The organism is Chryseobacterium salipaludis, from assembly GCF_022968825.1.
In the GTDB taxonomy this organism is placed as follows: Bacteria; Bacteroidota; Bacteroidia; order Flavobacteriales; family Weeksellaceae; genus Kaistella; species Kaistella salipaludis.
On the sequence record NZ_JALHKS010000002.1, the window covers coordinates 314,996 to 330,739 of the forward strand.

The 15,744-nt window shown below is 45.6% G+C and carries 14 protein-coding genes; 9 read left to right on the plus strand and 5 right to left on the minus strand.

Going from position 1 to position 15,744, the window contains the following annotated elements:
• Window positions 1–111 precede the first annotated feature (111 nt).
• Window positions 112–2,310 carry a glutamine synthetase III family protein gene (locus MVI27_RS04155; RefSeq protein ID WP_246959428.1) on the plus strand — a complete coding sequence of 733 codons (2,199 nt, stop codon included), beginning with the start codon at window positions 112–114 and terminating at the stop codon, window positions 2,308–2,310.
• Window positions 2,311–2,615: 305 nt separating this feature from the next.
• Window positions 2,616–3,302, plus strand: a complete 687-nt coding sequence (locus MVI27_RS04160; RefSeq protein ID WP_246959429.1) for a C40 family peptidase — start codon at window positions 2,616–2,618, stop codon at window positions 3,300–3,302.
• A gap of 346 nt (window positions 3,303–3,648) precedes the next feature.
• Here MVI27_RS04160 and rodA read toward each other — a convergent pair whose 3' ends face one another.
• The 5 genes from rodA to MVI27_RS04185 are packed head-to-tail and all read right to left on the minus strand — an operon-like array spanning window position 3,649 to window position 9,278.
• A complete protein-coding gene (rodA, locus tag MVI27_RS04165) occupies window positions 3,649–4,878 on the minus strand; it encodes a rod shape-determining protein RodA (protein WP_246959430.1) in 1,230 nt (409 codons plus the stop codon).
• The gene (locus tag MVI27_RS04170) at window positions 4,878–6,884 is read right to left on the minus strand and encodes a penicillin-binding transpeptidase domain-containing protein (protein ID WP_246959431.1); all 2,007 of its coding nucleotides are present in this window, start codon (window positions 6,882–6,884) and stop codon (window positions 4,878–4,880) included. Before MVI27_RS04170 ends, rodA begins: the two co-directional genes overlap by 1 nt.
• Window positions 6,881–7,387, minus strand: coding sequence for a rod shape-determining protein MreD (locus tag MVI27_RS04175; RefSeq protein ID WP_246959432.1), 507 nt, complete (start codon window positions 7,385–7,387; stop codon window positions 6,881–6,883). The genes MVI27_RS04170 and MVI27_RS04175 overlap by 4 nt, the downstream gene beginning before the upstream one ends.
• A complete protein-coding gene (gene mreC / locus MVI27_RS04180; RefSeq protein ID WP_246959433.1) occupies window positions 7,384–8,235 on the minus strand; it encodes a rod shape-determining protein MreC in 852 nt (283 codons plus the stop codon). Before mreC ends, MVI27_RS04175 begins: the two co-directional genes overlap by 4 nt.
• A gap of 17 nt (window positions 8,236–8,252) precedes the next feature.
• Window positions 8,253–9,278: a rod shape-determining protein gene (locus MVI27_RS04185; RefSeq protein ID WP_246959434.1), complete on the minus strand. Its 1,026-nt coding sequence runs from the start codon at window positions 9,276–9,278 to the stop codon at window positions 8,253–8,255.
• A 241-nt stretch (window positions 9,279–9,519) separates the two neighbouring features.
• On the opposite strand from MVI27_RS04185, the gene hemA reads away from it, so the two are divergent.
• From hemA to MVI27_RS04220, 7 genes are all read left to right on the plus strand, one after another.
• On the plus strand, window positions 9,520–10,794 hold the full coding sequence (gene hemA / locus MVI27_RS04190) for a glutamyl-tRNA reductase (protein ID WP_246959435.1): 1,275 nt from the start codon (window positions 9,520–9,522) through the stop codon (window positions 10,792–10,794).
• The gene (hemC, locus tag MVI27_RS04195) at window positions 10,781–11,695 is read left to right on the plus strand and encodes a hydroxymethylbilane synthase (RefSeq protein WP_246959436.1); all 915 of its coding nucleotides are present in this window, start codon (window positions 10,781–10,783) and stop codon (window positions 11,693–11,695) included. Before hemA ends, hemC begins: the two co-directional genes overlap by 14 nt.
• 17 nt (window positions 11,696–11,712) lie before the next feature.
• A complete protein-coding gene (locus MVI27_RS04200) occupies window positions 11,713–12,405 on the plus strand; it encodes a uroporphyrinogen-III synthase (protein ID WP_246959437.1) in 693 nt (230 codons plus the stop codon).
• 21 nt (window positions 12,406–12,426) lie between these two features.
• Complete coding sequence (gene hemE, locus MVI27_RS04205) at window positions 12,427–13,458, plus strand: uroporphyrinogen decarboxylase (protein ID WP_246959438.1); 1,032 nt, start codon at window positions 12,427–12,429, stop codon at window positions 13,456–13,458.
• Between the two features lie 127 nt (window positions 13,459–13,585).
• Entirely contained in the window at window positions 13,586–14,020 is a 435-nt protein-coding gene (locus tag MVI27_RS04210; protein ID WP_246959439.1) for an META domain-containing protein, read from the plus strand.
• 40 nt (window positions 14,021–14,060) lie between these two features.
• On the plus strand, window positions 14,061–15,278 hold the full coding sequence (gene hflX, locus MVI27_RS04215) for a GTPase HflX (protein WP_246959440.1): 1,218 nt from the start codon (window positions 14,061–14,063) through the stop codon (window positions 15,276–15,278).
• Window positions 15,279–15,340: 62 nt separating this feature from the next.
• On the plus strand, window positions 15,341–15,721 hold the full coding sequence (locus tag MVI27_RS04220) for a DUF6122 family protein (RefSeq protein ID WP_266213164.1): 381 nt from the start codon (window positions 15,341–15,343) through the stop codon (window positions 15,719–15,721).
• Window positions 15,722–15,744: the final 23 nt, after the last annotated feature.

Here is a 15,744-nt window from a genome sequence, read left to right on the forward strand (position 1 = left end):
CTTATTAATTAAAAAAATGTTATTTATATTGATGTACCCCTTATTTTCATAGGGTAGGTCACTGTATTTATGTGTCTTTTTGTAACTTTGCCCTGTTAAAAACAACATAAAATGGCTAATGTAAGATTTAAGGCTCTGGAATTACTTTCGCAGAAAGACTATAGAAAAGAAAATGCGGTACAGGTTCCCTGCCGGCTTTCCGAATTATTCTGCGAACATGTATTCTCTGAAGAGACCATGCGCGAATACCTGACCAAGGAAGCATTTACCTCCATTCAGGGCGCGATAAAAAGAAACACGAAGATCCAGCGGGATGTGGCAGATCAGATTGCCCAGGCCATGAAAGACTGGGCGATGAGCAAAGGAGTGACGCACTACACGCATTGGTTCCAGCCGCTGACCGGGACTACCGCTGAAAAACACGATTCGTTTTTCACGCCGTTTGAAAGCGACCGCGCCATCGAAAGATTCTCCGGGAACATGCTGATTCAGCAGGAACCGGATGCTTCCTCTTTCCCGAACGGCGGAATCCGGAACACCTTCGAAGCGCGCGGCTACACAGCCTGGGACCCTACCTCGCCGGCCTTTATTATGGATACCACTTTATGTATTCCTTCTATATTTATATCCTACACCGGTGAAACGCTGGATTACAAAGCACCGCTCTTGCGTGCACTGCATGAAGTGGACGAGGCCGCTACCGATATCTGCCGTTCCTATTTTGATAAAAATGTGACCAAGGTAACACCTACCTTGGGGTGGGAGCAGGAGTATTTCCTGGTGGACTCTGCTTTGTATCAATCCCGTCCGGATTTGGTAATCACCGGAAAAACGTTGCTGGGGCATCCACCAGCAAAAGGGCAGCAGCTGGATGATCATTACTTCGGTTCCATTCCGACGCGGGTAATGAACTTTATGAAAGAACTGGAAATACGTTCTATTCAGTTGGGAATTCCGGTGACCACCCGTCATAATGAAGTGGCACCAAATCAGTTCGAGTTGGCGCCTATGTATGAAGAGGTGAATGTGGCGGTGGATCATAATTCCTTATTAATGGATCTGATGGCAAGAGTTGCCCATAAGCACCATTTCCATATTCTATTTCATGAAAAACCTTTTGCCGGCATGAACGGTAGCGGGAAGCACAACAACTGGAGCCTCGCCACAGATACCGGCGAAAATCTTTTGAGCCCGGGTGCCAATCCGAAAAAGAACCTGCAGTTCCTGACTTTCTTTGTGAATACGCTCAAAGCGGTACATGATTATGCTGACTTACTTCGCGTGAGCATCGCCTCGGCCGGAAACGATCACAGGCTTGGTGCCAATGAAGCGCCGCCGGCGATTATTTCTGCCTTTATCGGATCGCAGTTGTTTGGTGTGCTGGAAGAATTAGAGAAAGTGACCGACGGCAAGCTCTCGCCGCAGGAAAAAACAGACCTGAAACTGAATGTCGTTGGGAAAATTCCGAACATTCTCCTGGATAACACTGACCGGAACCGGACGTCGCCCTTTGCATTTACCGGAAATAAATTTGAAATCAGAGCCGTAGGTTCTTCCGCGAACTGTGCAGAGGTGATGACGGTGATGAACGCCATTGCCGCCAAACAGCTCCGCACCTTTAAAACGGAGGTGGATCAGTTGATCGAAAAAGAAGGCCTCAAGAAAGACGAAGCCATATTTAATGTGTTGCGTGAATACATTAAAGTAAGCAAGAATATCATGTTCGAAGGAGATGGTTATTCTGCGGAATGGGCAGAAGAGGCAGTTGGCCGCGGGCTCAGCAACCTGCGGACAACACCGGAAGCATTAAGCCGCGAGCTGGATCAAAAATTTGTTTCCTTATTTGAAGAGCTGGGCATTTATACCGCCAGAGAAATGGAGGCCCGTAATGAAATTAAGCTGGAAAAGTATTGCTCCGTGGTCGCGATCGAAGGGAGGGTATTGGCAGATATTGCACGAAACCATATTATTCCGTGTGCAATTAAATATCAGAACCGCTTAATTGATAATGTGAAAGGGCTGAAAGAGATTTTTGGTGAAAGTTTTCAGGACCTTGCTGCCGAACAGATCAGTCTTATTAAAGATATATCCGGGCACATTGCCACCTTGAAAAATGAAGTTGAAAATATTTTCACTGAAATTAACGAGGCGCGTAATCTGGAAACGGCTCACGAGCAGGCGGATGCTTTCTGCCGGAATGTGATCCCTTATTTCGCTAAGATTCGTTCTGCCGCAGACGCTCTGGAAATGATGGTAGATGATGAGTTATGGCCAATGACCAAATACCGCGAATTGCTCTTCACCAGATAAAATTGTTATACCTCCAATAAAAACAGAAAAAATCCTCTTCGGGGGATTTTTTTGTTTTATACTGAACAGTGCTGATAATGAGCACCTATTATAAATGTTAATAAATCTTAACAAAAAGAAAAACGCAACCCCACAAATAGTGGGATTACGCTTCAAAATCCTTTAACGTTCGAATAATCAACGTTAAAATGTGTTAAAATGACTAGATTAAAAAGGTGATTTCACCCCTCCAAGCTGCCTGAATACTTACTTTTGTACTGCTTTTTTAAACAAATATTACTTTTTAACACAGAGAATCAATATATATGAAGAAAAGAGTTCTGTCTTATATAACTGCAGTAGTTGCTACTTTTTCCCTGCAGTCTTGTGTATCTAACTATGTAGTATCGTCTCCTGCAACTTACACTTCAGAATACAAAGCGAATGCCAAACTTGCATCGCTAGATAATAAAAAAATTGAAAACGCTAAGAAACAACTCTTAACGAGTTTCGCGGACGAGAAAATTGTAGCGGCAAAAGCGATGGAAGCTGCTGTGAAAAATGAAGAAATTGCGAAGGCAGTTCGTTTCTCCAAAAAGATTGATGACATCCTCACGGAAGCTGAATCTTACCTGGGAACTCCGTACCGCTATGGTGGAACTACCCGCAGCGGAATTGATTGTTCAGCGTTTGTACTTTCAGTTTTCGGTGCTTCTGCCGGTCTTCATTTGCCACGTGTTGCTGCTTCCCAGGCGCAGGAAGGACAGAAGGTCGATAAAAGCGAACTGCAAAAAGGCGATTTGGTATTTTTCTCCCACGGCCGCGGACGTATTTCTCATGTAGGAATTGTAGAAAGCATCAGCGAAGAAGGTACTGTGAAATTCATCCATGCGGCTACCTCGCGCGGCGTCATGATTTCTTCACTGAATGATTCATACTGGGGACCGCGCTACCGCTTTGCAAAACGAGTGATTACGCCGGAACTGTCGGAATCTAACTTCGCAAATAATTAAGAATAAATAATTGATATTTACACGGAAGAGCTTTTTTATTAAAAGCTCTTTTTTTATGGTATTACCCAAGCGTAGCAGTTGCTCTATTCTGTCTGTCTGCTTTAAGATGTAGGACGCAATTATAAGCTCCGGTACCTATATCACTAATATTTGCGGAAACGATTTAAAGGTAGCAAAAGTTTAATCTAAAGTTTCACAGTAGTATTATAGTTAAGATGTACTGTTGATTGAAGATTTATTTATACTAATAAAATGCGGTACGCTGCGACTTGTTAAAAGCTTATATGCCAAGCAGAGGTAACTGCCCTAAACTTTAATTAAGATTTTTAAGCGTGTTCTTACTACCTTAAACCAGGCTGTTGCGGTCCGTGTAATTCAACTTGAAGAAAATAAAAGTCATGGTGGAGAAAGCAAGCAGGGAACTGCCGCCATAACTGAAGAAAGGCAAAGGAATCCCGACCGTGGGAAATACACCCATGACCATCCCCAGGTTGATGACAAAGTGGATCATCAGAATAGAAGCGAAGGAATAACCGAAAACCCTGTTAAAAATCGATTTCTGTTTCTCTGACAGGTAATAAATGCGTCCGATGAAAATAGAGTAGCAAATTACCAGTAGGGTGCTGCCAAAAAAACCCCACTCTTCGCCAACGGTGCAGAAGATGTAATCAGTGCTTTGCTCAGGTACAAATTTTCCGCGGGTTACAGAACCTTCCCGGTAGCCTTTGCCCCAAAAACCACCCGAGCCAATGGCAGTTTTGGAATATAAAAGATTGTACCCGGACGTATCACGGAAGGCGCGTTCCCCTTTATATAACACTTCAATACGTTCCCGCTGGTGTTTGGGCATTTTATCCAGCACGCGCGGTGCTTCCCAGGCCAGCAATGACAGGAGTGAAACACCGACCACAATCATGGTGACCGATAGGATGTTCCACGGAATCCGGTGTGAATTAGCATACAGCAGAATCGCTGCTAGTGCAACGATCGCTGCAATCACGTACCACGGGTTAATGGCAAGCGCCACCAGAAATACAGCCGCAATCCCAAAACCAACCACAAATACATAGCCTGACAATCCTTCGCGGAAGAGTGCAATAAAAAAAGCAGTGAAAACCAAAAGCGATCCGGCATCCGGGATCAGCATCACTACCACTGCCGGCACACCAATAATGGCCAGGCTTGACCAGAGAGATTTTTTATATTTTAAATTAAAATCAGGACCTGAAACATAATTGGCCAGCAGTAACGCGGTTCCGATTTTAGCAAATTCAACCGGCTGCAAGCTCACCGGCCCGAATTTGTACCAGTTTTTTTGACCCAGAATCTCTGTTCCAAACGGGAATAAGCCGATCAGCAAGAGGACACCGATAATATAAATAATGCCGGCCATGTTCTCAAAGAATTTCGCGCGCACCAGAAAAATAATCAAGCCGACAAAAAGAGACACGCCCAGCCACACGCCCTGGCGGATTCCGCTTGCTGGTTCCACACTGTAAATGTTGGCCACGGCAAAACCGCACAACAACAAGTACAAAAACAAACCAAATTTATCAATTCCCTGCGCCCACTTCATTACTTCACTTTTTTCATATTCTGCAGAATTGAATCCTTTCGGAACTGCAAACGTTTTTTAATATCGGTGGCCGGATTCGCGGCCAGCTGATCTTCCAGCTGCTGCAGCAAAACCGAGTCTTTACTTGGCTCTTTGTACATTCCTTTTCTTTTCAGGTCTGCCACCCACTGTCGGCGATACTCCGGCATAAAGCTGGCATTTACCAGTTTTTTATACAGATGTTCACGCTTGATCTCGCCGGTCAGGTATTTTTCTGCTACCACCACCGCTGCCGGACCTGCCCAGGTGGAACCAAAGCCGGCGTGCTCCATGACGGCAGCCACCACAATTCGTGGGTTTTCTGCCGGAGCGGCCATCACAAAAATAGAATTGTCTTTTCCCTGAGGAACCTGCGCGGTACCCGTTTTCGCCAGCATGGTGAAGTCGTTAGATTTGAGCCCGCGTGCGGTTCCATGAAGTACAACTGCATTCATTCCGGCAATGATAGGTTCAAAATGGCGCGGTTCTACCAGGGTTTTATGTTTTACCTTAAAACGCGGATCAGGATTTGGTTTGCCATCAATCGCCTTGACGATGTGTGGCGTATAAAACCACCCGCGGTTTACAATGGCTGCAACAGAGTTTGCCATTTGCAGCGGGGTAAGGAGCACGTCGCCTTGCCCCATGCCATTAAAAATAGAACCATTTCGCGTGTAATCAGAACTCCAGTCTTTTTTGCCGCTGCGCTTTTCATAAAATTCACCACTCGGGATGCGCCCGCGGGAACCAACCGCCAGGTCATTATTTAAAAATTCACCCAAGCCGAAACTGCTCATGATTTTCTTCCATTCATTCACGCCGCGCGTGGGATCGCCGGGGTATTTATTCATAATCTCAATAAAAGCCCAGGAAAAGTGGCAGTTACTGGATACCTGCAAAGCCGGGATCAGCGGATCAGCGCCGCCGTGTCCTTTGATTCTCAGTCCGCGGTAATTAAACCCACCGCCGCACGGGAAACGGGTATTCTCATCCATCACGCCCATCTGCATGGCGGCTGCCGAGGTCAGCAGTTTGAAAGTAGAGCCGGGCGGATAGGCAGCCTGCAGTGAACGGTCGAAAGTAGGCCGGTTGTTGTAAAGCGTATCCATTTGCAGCCGGTAGAGGTTCTTTGATTTTTCCGGGCCAGTAAATAAGTTGGGGTCGATGTCCGGGCCGGTCGCCAGGACGAGAATTTCACCGGTGGCCGGGTCCAATGCAACAATCGCACCTTGCTTATTGACCAGCATTTCTTCCGCAATCCGCTGCAGATCATAATCAATGGTAAGTGTGAGGTCCTTTCCGGTTACCACTTCCTTATCCAAAGCACCATCTTTATAAGACCCGATACTCCGGAGGCGGATATCTTTTTGGATATACTGTACGCCTTTTTCGCCGCGCAGTTCCTTTTCGTAGGATTTCTCCACACCGCTTTTCCCAATGAAATCTCCCGGCAGATAATAGAGGGAATCTTTTTTAATGTCCCGCTCGTTTACCTCATTGGTATAGCCCAGCAGGTTTCCGGACGTGGAAATTTCGTATTGCCGCTGCGGACGCGAAACAATATTAAAAGCCGGATATTTAAAGATAATCTCCTGTATTCTGGCAATTTCCTCGCGATCCAGATTCTTCATAAAAGTCATCGGAGTCAGCTTGGAATAATATCTTTCCTTTTTAATGGCATTTACGGTATTAATGAATTCCTGCTTGCTGATCCGTACCAGATTGCAGAAGGCGATGGTATCAAAATCCGGCCGCATCAGCGCTTCCGTAAATGAAATTTCATAGCTCGGCTGGTTGCCTACCAAAATCTTCCCGTTGCGGTCGAAAATCACGCCGCGTTGCGGAATAATGTATTCTGTTTTAATGGAAGTGTTGGCCGCATTCAGTGCGTACCGGTCCGTGAATAATTGCAGATATGCCAGCCTTGATATAAATATCAGGGCGATGAGCGAAAGGAAAATAGTAATCTTAACAAATTGTGACTTCAAACCTTTTGTTTGATTTTAAACGCAATAGCGTACATCATTATAAAGATAAACGAAAAAGCACTGGTCGCCAGTACATTCAGCAAGACATCAAGAAAGCGGGAAATCTTAAAAATCTCGATAAACTGCACCAGCAGCTGATGTATAAAAATACTGGTCGCCACAAAAAATATAAACTGAGACCACTGCAGTGACTGAAACGAAAAGAAGTCCGTTGAAGTATCTGTGGATGTCCGGAAAATAACAGTCCGGAAATAGGCAATGGCGGTCGTGGCCACAGTGTTAATTCCCCATGTGTATAAAAATGCATCAATTCCCAGGCCCAGCAGGAAACTTAAAAACAGAAACTGATATTTATTTCTGAAAAAAGGGTAGAACATCACAAACACCGGATACACAACGGGAATATACTTTCCGAACAGCGTAATGCGGTTCAGCACGAAAATCTGTAACGCAATCAGCAATACAATGATGAGGATATCTGTAAATAAAGTACGGCTCATCATTTTTCTCTTTTAATGGTGGCTTGCAGCGTATCGCTGATGCGCGTCAGTTCTTTCTTCCGCAGGTTTTTAACCACATAAATTTTGCTCAGGTTCCCCATTTTTTCACTGAGTTCCACGGAAATATCCCAGAAGCCGGTTTTGTTATCCACTTCATAGCCCGCCACGCGACCAATCATAATGCCTTGCGGAAAGATAGCCGATTTTCCATCGGTAATTACAGTGTCGCCCACCTTCAGCGGAACATATTTGGGAATGTCGGCGAGGTGCATCACGCGGGAATCTTCTCCTTTCCAGCTTAAAGTTCCGAAATACCCCGACTTTTTCAGCGCAGCATTAATCTTAATTTTATTAACGCTCAGAATTGATTGAACTAATGAATATGATTCTGTCGTGTTGATAACAATACCTGCAATACCGGAAGGTGCCATCACGCCCATTTTAGGTTGCACGCCGTCGCGCTGGCCGCGATTAATGGTGAAATAGTTGTCCTTTCGGTTAATACTGTTGTAAATAATATCGCCATCTACAAAGGTGTAGATTTGTCCGCCTCCGATGGTGTCGTGCACACGTCGGAATTCAGGGGGTTCTGTTCCGTACGTGCCGTACAACTGCTGCATCAGCGCTTTATTCTGTGCGATCAGTTGCTCATTGGTTTGCTTAAGCTTCAGGTAAGAAGCTCCTTCGTCAATATAACCTGAAATCCAAGAATTGAGTGCAGCCGACTGCCCCGCAATCCATGACTGTTGCATTGAATTTCGGGAGAATATCAACACGATAGCGATGGTTTGCAGAAATATAAAGAAGAGGAAAAATCCGTTCTTCGAAAATATTCTCAGCAAAGACCCCATTCAGAAATATTCAGGATTTATCTAATCAGGAAATTGAATTTATCCATATTTTTCAGGGCGATACCGGTGCCGCGTACGACGGCGCGCAGCGGATCCTCTGCCACAAAAACAGGAAGACCGGTTTTCTTATGAAGTCTGTCTCCCAAGCCGCGCAACAGCGCACCACCACCTGCCAGGTAGATACCTGTTTTGTAGATATCAGCTGCCAGTTCCGGCGGAGTCAGGGAAAGTGTTTCCATCACGGCATCTTCAATACGGATAATGGATTTATCCAGCGCACGGGAAATTTCCTTATAATTCACCATGATCTCTTTTGGTTTACCTGTAATCAGGTCCCGACCCTGTACCGGGATATCTTCAATGTCCACATCCAGCTCTTCAACTGCAGAACCCACTTCGATTTTCACGCGCTCGGCCGTGCGTTCCCCGATATATAAGTTATGATGTGTACGCAGGTAATAGGCAATATCATTCGTAAAGGTGTCGCCCGCGATTTTCACGGATTTGTCACACACAATTCCGCCCAGTGCCACCACAGCAATCTCCGTAGTACCACCACCTATGTCGATGATCATGTTTCCTTCCGGCTTCTGCACATCGATGCCCACCCCTATAGCGGCGGCCATTGGTTCATAAATCAGGCGTACTTCTTTCGCGTTCACTTTCTGAGCAGAGTCGCGGACGGCTCGCTTTTCAACTTCCGTAATTCCACTGGGAATACAGATGACGATTTTCAGGGTAGGCTGGAATAATTTTCCTTTGATCGCCGGAATTTGTTTGATGAATTCCTTGATCATATGTTCAGAGGCGTGGAAATCCGCGATCACACCGTCTTTCAGCGGACGGATCGTTTTGATATCTTCGTGCGTTTTCCCCTGCATGTGCTTGGCATTTTCGCCCACGGCAATCGGCTTTCCGCTGGAACGCTCAATGGCTACGATGGACGGCTGATCTATCACAATCTTATTGTTGTGGATAATCAGCGTGTTAGCCGTTCCTAAATCTATCGCAATATCCTGCGTGAACATATCAAATAACCCCATTTTCTTGCTAAATTTTTAAGGCTACAAAGATATAACTTTAGAATTGTTCTAAAAATTGGATTCGGCCCTTTTTTGGTTAAAATTTTATTAAAATACAGCTAATTGACTTAAAGTTTTTTCATTTATCAAAATTAATCCTCTTTACTGAAAATGTGAAAATTACAGCATTCCGATTCTGACATTCATCATAAGTTGCTGACTCTTTAAATTGAATTAAAAAGCGTAAATTTGCCGTTGGTCTATGATTAAGGATACTAACATTCACAATACCGCCAATTTTGCTGTTTTAAGTGTCAGTTTCGAGAAAGCTGATGCTGAAGTACGGGGTAAATTCGCGTTTTTTGATGATCACGTAAAATTTTTTGTTAATGAAGTCTACGAGCTGAACCTGGGGGATGCTTTTGTGGTTTCTACCTGTAACCGCACGGAGATTTATACCACTTCACAAGATTATCTGAAAATCGCAGAAGTGTATTGTCGCATCGTACAGGTCCCAACTGAGGATTTCATGAAATACGTGCAGATTCTGAAAAATGAAGAAGCACTGAATCATTTGTTCCGCGTGGCAGCCGGCCTCGAAAGCCAGATTATCGGCGATTTTGAAATTATTGGCCAGATCAAAAATGCCTACCAGCGTTTCCGCCGCGAAAAAAAATACAGCAATGCGTTTATGGAGCGCGCGATTAATTCGGCCATCCAGATTTCCAAACGTATTAAGAATGAAACCGGTATTTCCAACGGAGCTGCTTCCGTTTCTTATGCCGCTGTGCATTATATCCTGAAAAACCAAACCCATATTTCCGATAAAAATATTTTATTGCTCGGCGTGGGTGAAATCGGTCAGAATACCGTTGAGAATCTGGTGAAACACGTGTATAAACCCCGTGTGAAAATTGCCAACCGATCCAATGAAAAAGCAGTGAAGATCGCGGATAAGTACCGGATTCCGTATATTCCTTTTGAAAGTCTGAATCAGGAACTGGCAGCTACGGATATCCTCATTGTTGCGACCGGAGCGAAAGAACCTATCATTAATAAAACGCATTTCCCGAACGGGCGCGAAACCCTGGTTATTGATCTTTCTATTCCCAATAATGTGGAGAAAGATGTCGTTGAAAATAATAATGTGCAGTTGGTTGATGTGGATCAGCTTTCCCTGCATATTAATGAAACCATGCGGCAGCGCCAGAAGGAAATCCCCAAAGCCGAAGAAATTATTCGCGAAATGACGCGTGAGTTTCTCGACTGGGAAGAAAACCGGCGCCTGGTTCCGAATATCCATCACTTCAAAGCTATCCTGAAAAACATGGAGCGCAATGAGATGCACAATATTCACCGAAAACACCGCTATGTGGAAATTGCGGATATGGAACTCTCCGATCGCATGATCCAGAAAATTACAAACCGTTTTGCCAAATATATCATCGAGCATCCCAACCGCGCCGCGGATCTTACCAAACTGATGCACGAAATCCTTGTAGAACAGCCCAATAACGAATTCCATGAGAAGCATTAGAATTGGCACCCGCAATTCACCGCTCGCCATGTGGCAGGCGCGTGAAGTGGCCCGCCATCTGCAGAATAACAACTGCCTGACTGAAATTTCGCCCATCCTTTCTTCCGGAGACAAGAACCTGAAAGAGCCTTTATACGCCATGGGTATCACCGGGATTTTTACCCGTGATCTGGATATGGCCTTACTGAACAAGCAGGTGGATATTGCAGTGCATTCGCTGAAGGATGTTCCTACGCAACTACCGGAGAATATTGAAATAGTTGCTGTATTAGAGCGTGATTACCCGCAGGATGTTCTGGTGCGCAGTTCCAAAGCTTCGGGCCTGGAGTTGCATGAACTTCACGTCGCGACCAGTAGCCTGCGCCGTCGTGCGTTCTGGGCAAAGAATTTCCCGGGCGCGCAGTTTTCTGACATTCGCGGCAATGTGCAGACCAGACTTAATAAGCTGGAAACAGAAGGTTTCGATGCTACCATGTTCTCCCTAGCGGCCATTGCCAGAATGGATTTGCAGATTCCGTATGAGGAATTACCCATGATGCTGTCTGCCCCTGCGCAGGGTGTGGTAGCCATCTGCGCACGAAAAGATGATGAAGGCTTGCGTGAGTTATTTGCCGGCATTGAGCACGTGCCCACCCGCAAGTGTGTCGATATCGAACGCAGTTTCCTGAGCACACTGGAAGGCGGCTGTACGGCACCGATCGGTGCTTTTGCTGAAATTAATGAAGTGAATGAGGTGCGCTTTGTGGGCAGGCTCTGCTCGCTGGACGGGCAGGATTGCCTGGAAACAGATGAGGTGTTCACCTGGGAACCCGGCGTGGATTACGGCGAGATCATGGCACAAAAGATTTTGGATAATGGCGGCCGTGAACTCATGACTGAGATCAAAAAACAACTTCCCTAAAAAAAATATTTTTGGCGATGAAGGTTTTGTTTACCAAACAACTGGATCAGCAGGAAGTACTGGCTGTTCTGGGAAATGATTTTGAAACCGGCTTTCTGGACGTAATCGGAATTACGCACCGAAAAGTGGCGCCATTTCCGCTCGGCAACAAATCACTTATTTTCACCAGCGTCAATGGTGTGGATGCTTTCTTTAAAAACGGTTTTCACGCCAATGAAAATTTTGCCGGTCGCAATTTCAATAAAATTTACTGCGTAGGACAAAAAACCAAAAAGCAATTACGCAAGAATGGTTTCGGCGTTTATAAAATGAAAAAAAACGCGCTGGAACTGTCTGAGTTTATTACAGAAAGCGCAACAGGGGAAGCCTTTGTGCATTTTTGCGGCAACCTGGCACTGGATATTCTCCAAAAGAAACTTCCGCTGCAGAATATACCGTATCAAAAAGTTGTGGTTTATGATACCGAACTGCTGTATCCCAAGAATGAAGAGCGGTATGATGCGATCGCGTTCTTCTCGCCCAGTGGTGTGCGCAGCTTCATCAAAAACAATACACTCAATTTTAAATATATATTCTCCATCGGCGAAACCACGTCGGCGGAGATAAAGAAATATACCGATCAGACCATATTCACGAGCCGGCAGAATGATCTGCAGGCCGTGCTGGAACTCATCCGGCAGCAGGGCCCGATTGCTGAGGCTCATCAATAGAAGTCTGTAATTAAAAAGATTATGATTAAGAACGATTTATATCTAAAAGCGTTGCGAGGCGAAACAGTAGAGCGCCCGCCTGTGTGGATGATGCGTCAGGCCGGACGTTTCCTGCCGGAATTCCGTGCCCTGCGTGATGAGTATGATTTCTTCACCCGTTGCCGCACACCGGAACTCGCCGCAGAAATTACCATGATGCCGATCCGCCGCTATCCGCTGGATGCTGCTATTTTGTTTTCAGATATTCTGGTGGTGCCACAAGCAATGGGGCTGGATTTTGAAATGAGAGAAGGCGTTGGCCCGTGGCTGGAAAATCCGGTGCGTACGATGGAAGATGTCGTGGAGCGCGTACACGTACCTGATGTGAATGATGAACTCGGATATGTTTTTGATGCCATCGAACTGACGCTCCAAAAACTGGATAACAGTATTCCGCTGATTGGATTTGCCGGTTCACCGTGGACGATTCTGTGCTACTGCATCGAAGGGAAAGGTTCCAAAGCGTTTGACGTTGCCAAGAGCTTCTGTTTCCGTCAGCCGGAAGCAGCTCATTTGTTATTGCAGAAAATTACAGATACAACGATTGCGTACTTAAAAAGAAAAGTTGAAAAAGGCGTTTCTGCCGTGCAGGTTTTTGATTCCTGGGGCGGCATGCTGTCTCCGGAAGATTACCAAACGTTCTCCTGGCAGTATATCAATCAGATTGTGGATGCACTCAGCCCGCTGACGCACGTGGTGGTCTTCGGTAAAGGCTGCTGGTTCGCCCTGGAAGAAATGACGCTTTCTAAGGTTTCTGCCTTGGGCGTAGACTGGACGATTCGTCCGGAACTGGCGCGTACCCTTACCAATCATACCATGACTTTGCAGGGGAACTTTGATCCGGCAAGATTACATTCCTCACCAGAAACAATCCGTAAAATGGTAAACGAAATGATCAACCGTTTCGGGAAAGACCGCTATATCGCCAACCTGGGCCACGGTATTCTGCCAAATATCCCAATGGAGAATGCCGAGGCGTTCATCCGTGCAGTGGTAGATTGGAAACCGCAATAAAACTTGTAGACTTCAAACATAAGCTCCTGTATCGGGAGCTTTTTTTATGCATAAGTAAAAGTAAACTTTTAAAAGAAGGGCATTTTTCTGTGGCATAATTATGGGTGCATTTGCGCAAAACCAGCATATGAATAGAACATTTACTTTTTTAATAGCGGCTTTCACTTTTATATTCATCATGGGCTGTACCACCAGAACTCAGCTTCCGGATAACCTTCGGCGTGAATGGAAACTGGTGGAATTCCGTGATTTTACCAAGGAAATGATGATGTCCAACAAAGCCGGGATGAACCTGACCGCAGACGGTGAGCGGCCCGGCCAGTACGGTGCCAACATGGGTTGCAACAATATGTTTTTCCAGGCAGAGTTTGCACCGAACGGGACTGTGAAATTTTCCAAAATGGGCAGCACGATGATGTATTGTGATCGCGCGATGGATCTGGAAGCGGCTTTTGCGGCGGATCTGCCCACCATGACACAGTATAAGGTGGAAGGACATTACCTGACTTTGACCTCACCGCAGGGTAGCCGGATGAAGTTTGTCGCTGCCGATTGGGATTAAGTCCGAAAATTAATAACCTCAAAAACGTATCTTTGTACGTATGCTCGAAAAGAAAGAACATTTATATGAAAAAGCGGTGCTGATTGGTTTGGTAACCCAGCATCAGGATGAGGAAAAGCTCAATGAATACCTGGACGAACTGGAGTTCCTGGCGTATACTGCCGGTGCTACCGTGGAAAAAAGGTTCAGCCAAAAATTATCGCAGCCTGATCCGCGAACTTTTGTCGGGTCCGGAAAGGCCGAAGAAATACATCAGTATTGCAAGGAACACGACATTACCACCGTAATCTTTGATGATGAATTGTCGCCTTCGCAGCTTAAAAATCTGGAAAAAGAATTTGAAATTAAAATTCTGGACCGTACCAACCTCATTCTGGATATTTTTGCACAACGCGCACAGACATCCTATGCGAGAACGCAGGTGGAATTGGCGCAATACGAATATTTATTACCGAGACTTACCCGAATGTGGACCCACCTGGAGCGGCAGCGCGGGGGAATCGGGATGCGTGGACCGGGGGAAACAGAAATTGAAACTGACCGCCGGATCATTCGTGACCGCATTTCTTTATTAAAGGAAAAATTAAAAACCATCGATAAGCAGATGGCCACCCAGCGAACCAATCGCGGGAAAATGGTGCGTGTGGCTTTGGTTGGCTATACCAACGTGGGGAAATCCACTTTGATGAACACGCTGGCCAAATCCGAAGTATTCGCCGAAAATAAACTTTTTGCGACGCTGGATACGACCGTGCGGAAAGTAGTCATTGGTAATCTTCCGTTTCTGCTGACGGACACCGTAGGGTTTATTCGTAAGCTTCCCACGCAGTTAGTAGAAAGTTTTAAATCCACGCTGGACGAAGTCCGCGAGGCCGATCTTCTAATCCATGTGGTGGATATTTCGCACCCGAGTTTTGAAGATCATATTGCCGCTGTAAACCAAACGCTGATGGAAATCGAAGCGCATCAGAAACCGATGATTATGGTTTTCAATAAGATCGATGCGTTTGCTTACGAAGAGAAAGAGGAGGATGACCTGACCCCGGAGACCAGAAAAAATATTTCCCTGGAAGAATGGAAGCGCACTTGGATGAGCAAGTCGCCGTATCCAAGCGTATTTATTTCAGCTTTAACAAAGGAAAATTTCCCGGAACTGAAAAAAATGATTTATGATGAAGTGCTGAAAGTTCATATCTCGCGCTTCCCGTATAATGATTTCCTGTTCGAATACTACGATGATGACCAGAATGCGGAGTAAACGCCGGCCTAAATGTTTCACGTAAAACAACAGCATCTTTTAAGCGCTTTATTCTCAGTTCTTTGTTAGCAGTACAAATTACAGATCTTCCCTTTGGGCTACAGTTATTAAGGACGGTAGTCCATTATTTTTTGCATTTGGTGTTTCCGGTGCTCGTAACGAGGTGGTTTTTTCCACAACGCTGGAAGATGGTTTCTTTGCTGTTGTTGCTCACCATGCTCGTAGACCTGGATCACCTCTTGGCCACACCGGTATTTGATCCTGCGCGTACCAGCATCGGCTTTCATCCTTTGCACAGTTGGTGGGCGTGCGGGTTGTATCTGATCGGAGCAATAATGCTGAAAGGAAACCTGAGAATCATGGCGCTCGGCCTGCTTCTGCACATGCTCACAGATTTCCAGGATTTCTTTCTCTGGCGGATGATAGCGGGCTTTTATCAGTAAAAAATAATTCACTCAGCTTTCAG

What these genes read in the sequence shown, in the direction of transcription:
- MVI27_RS04155 (WP_246959428.1), top strand. Translation starts at nt 112, where the DNA reads ATGGCTAATGTAAGATTTAAGGCTCTGGAATTACTTTCGCAGAAAGAC.
- MVI27_RS04160 (WP_246959429.1), top strand. Translation starts at nt 2,616, where the DNA reads ATGAAGAAAAGAGTTCTGTCTTATATAACTGCAGTAGTTGCTACTTTT.
- rodA (WP_246959430.1), bottom strand. Translation starts at nt 4,878, where the DNA reads ATGAAGTGGGCGCAGGGAATTGATAAATTTGGTTTGTTTTTGTACTTG.
- MVI27_RS04175 (WP_246959432.1), bottom strand. Translation starts at nt 7,387, where the DNA reads ATGATGAGCCGTACTTTATTTACAGATATCCTCATCATTGTATTGCTG.
- mreC (WP_246959433.1), bottom strand. Translation starts at nt 8,235, where the DNA reads ATGGGGTCTTTGCTGAGAATATTTTCGAAGAACGGATTTTTCCTCTTC.
- MVI27_RS04185 (WP_246959434.1), bottom strand. Translation starts at nt 9,278, where the DNA reads ATGGGGTTATTTGATATGTTCACGCAGGATATTGCGATAGATTTAGGA.
- hemA (WP_246959435.1), top strand. Translation starts at nt 9,520, where the DNA reads ATGATTAAGGATACTAACATTCACAATACCGCCAATTTTGCTGTTTTA.
- hemC (WP_246959436.1), top strand. Translation starts at nt 10,781, where the DNA reads ATGAGAAGCATTAGAATTGGCACCCGCAATTCACCGCTCGCCATGTGG.
- MVI27_RS04200 (WP_246959437.1), top strand. Translation starts at nt 11,713, where the DNA reads ATGAAGGTTTTGTTTACCAAACAACTGGATCAGCAGGAAGTACTGGCT.
- hemE (WP_246959438.1), top strand. Translation starts at nt 12,427, where the DNA reads ATGATTAAGAACGATTTATATCTAAAAGCGTTGCGAGGCGAAACAGTA.
- MVI27_RS04210 (WP_246959439.1), top strand. Translation starts at nt 13,586, where the DNA reads ATGAATAGAACATTTACTTTTTTAATAGCGGCTTTCACTTTTATATTC.
- hflX (WP_246959440.1), top strand. Translation starts at nt 14,061, where the DNA reads ATGCTCGAAAAGAAAGAACATTTATATGAAAAAGCGGTGCTGATTGGT.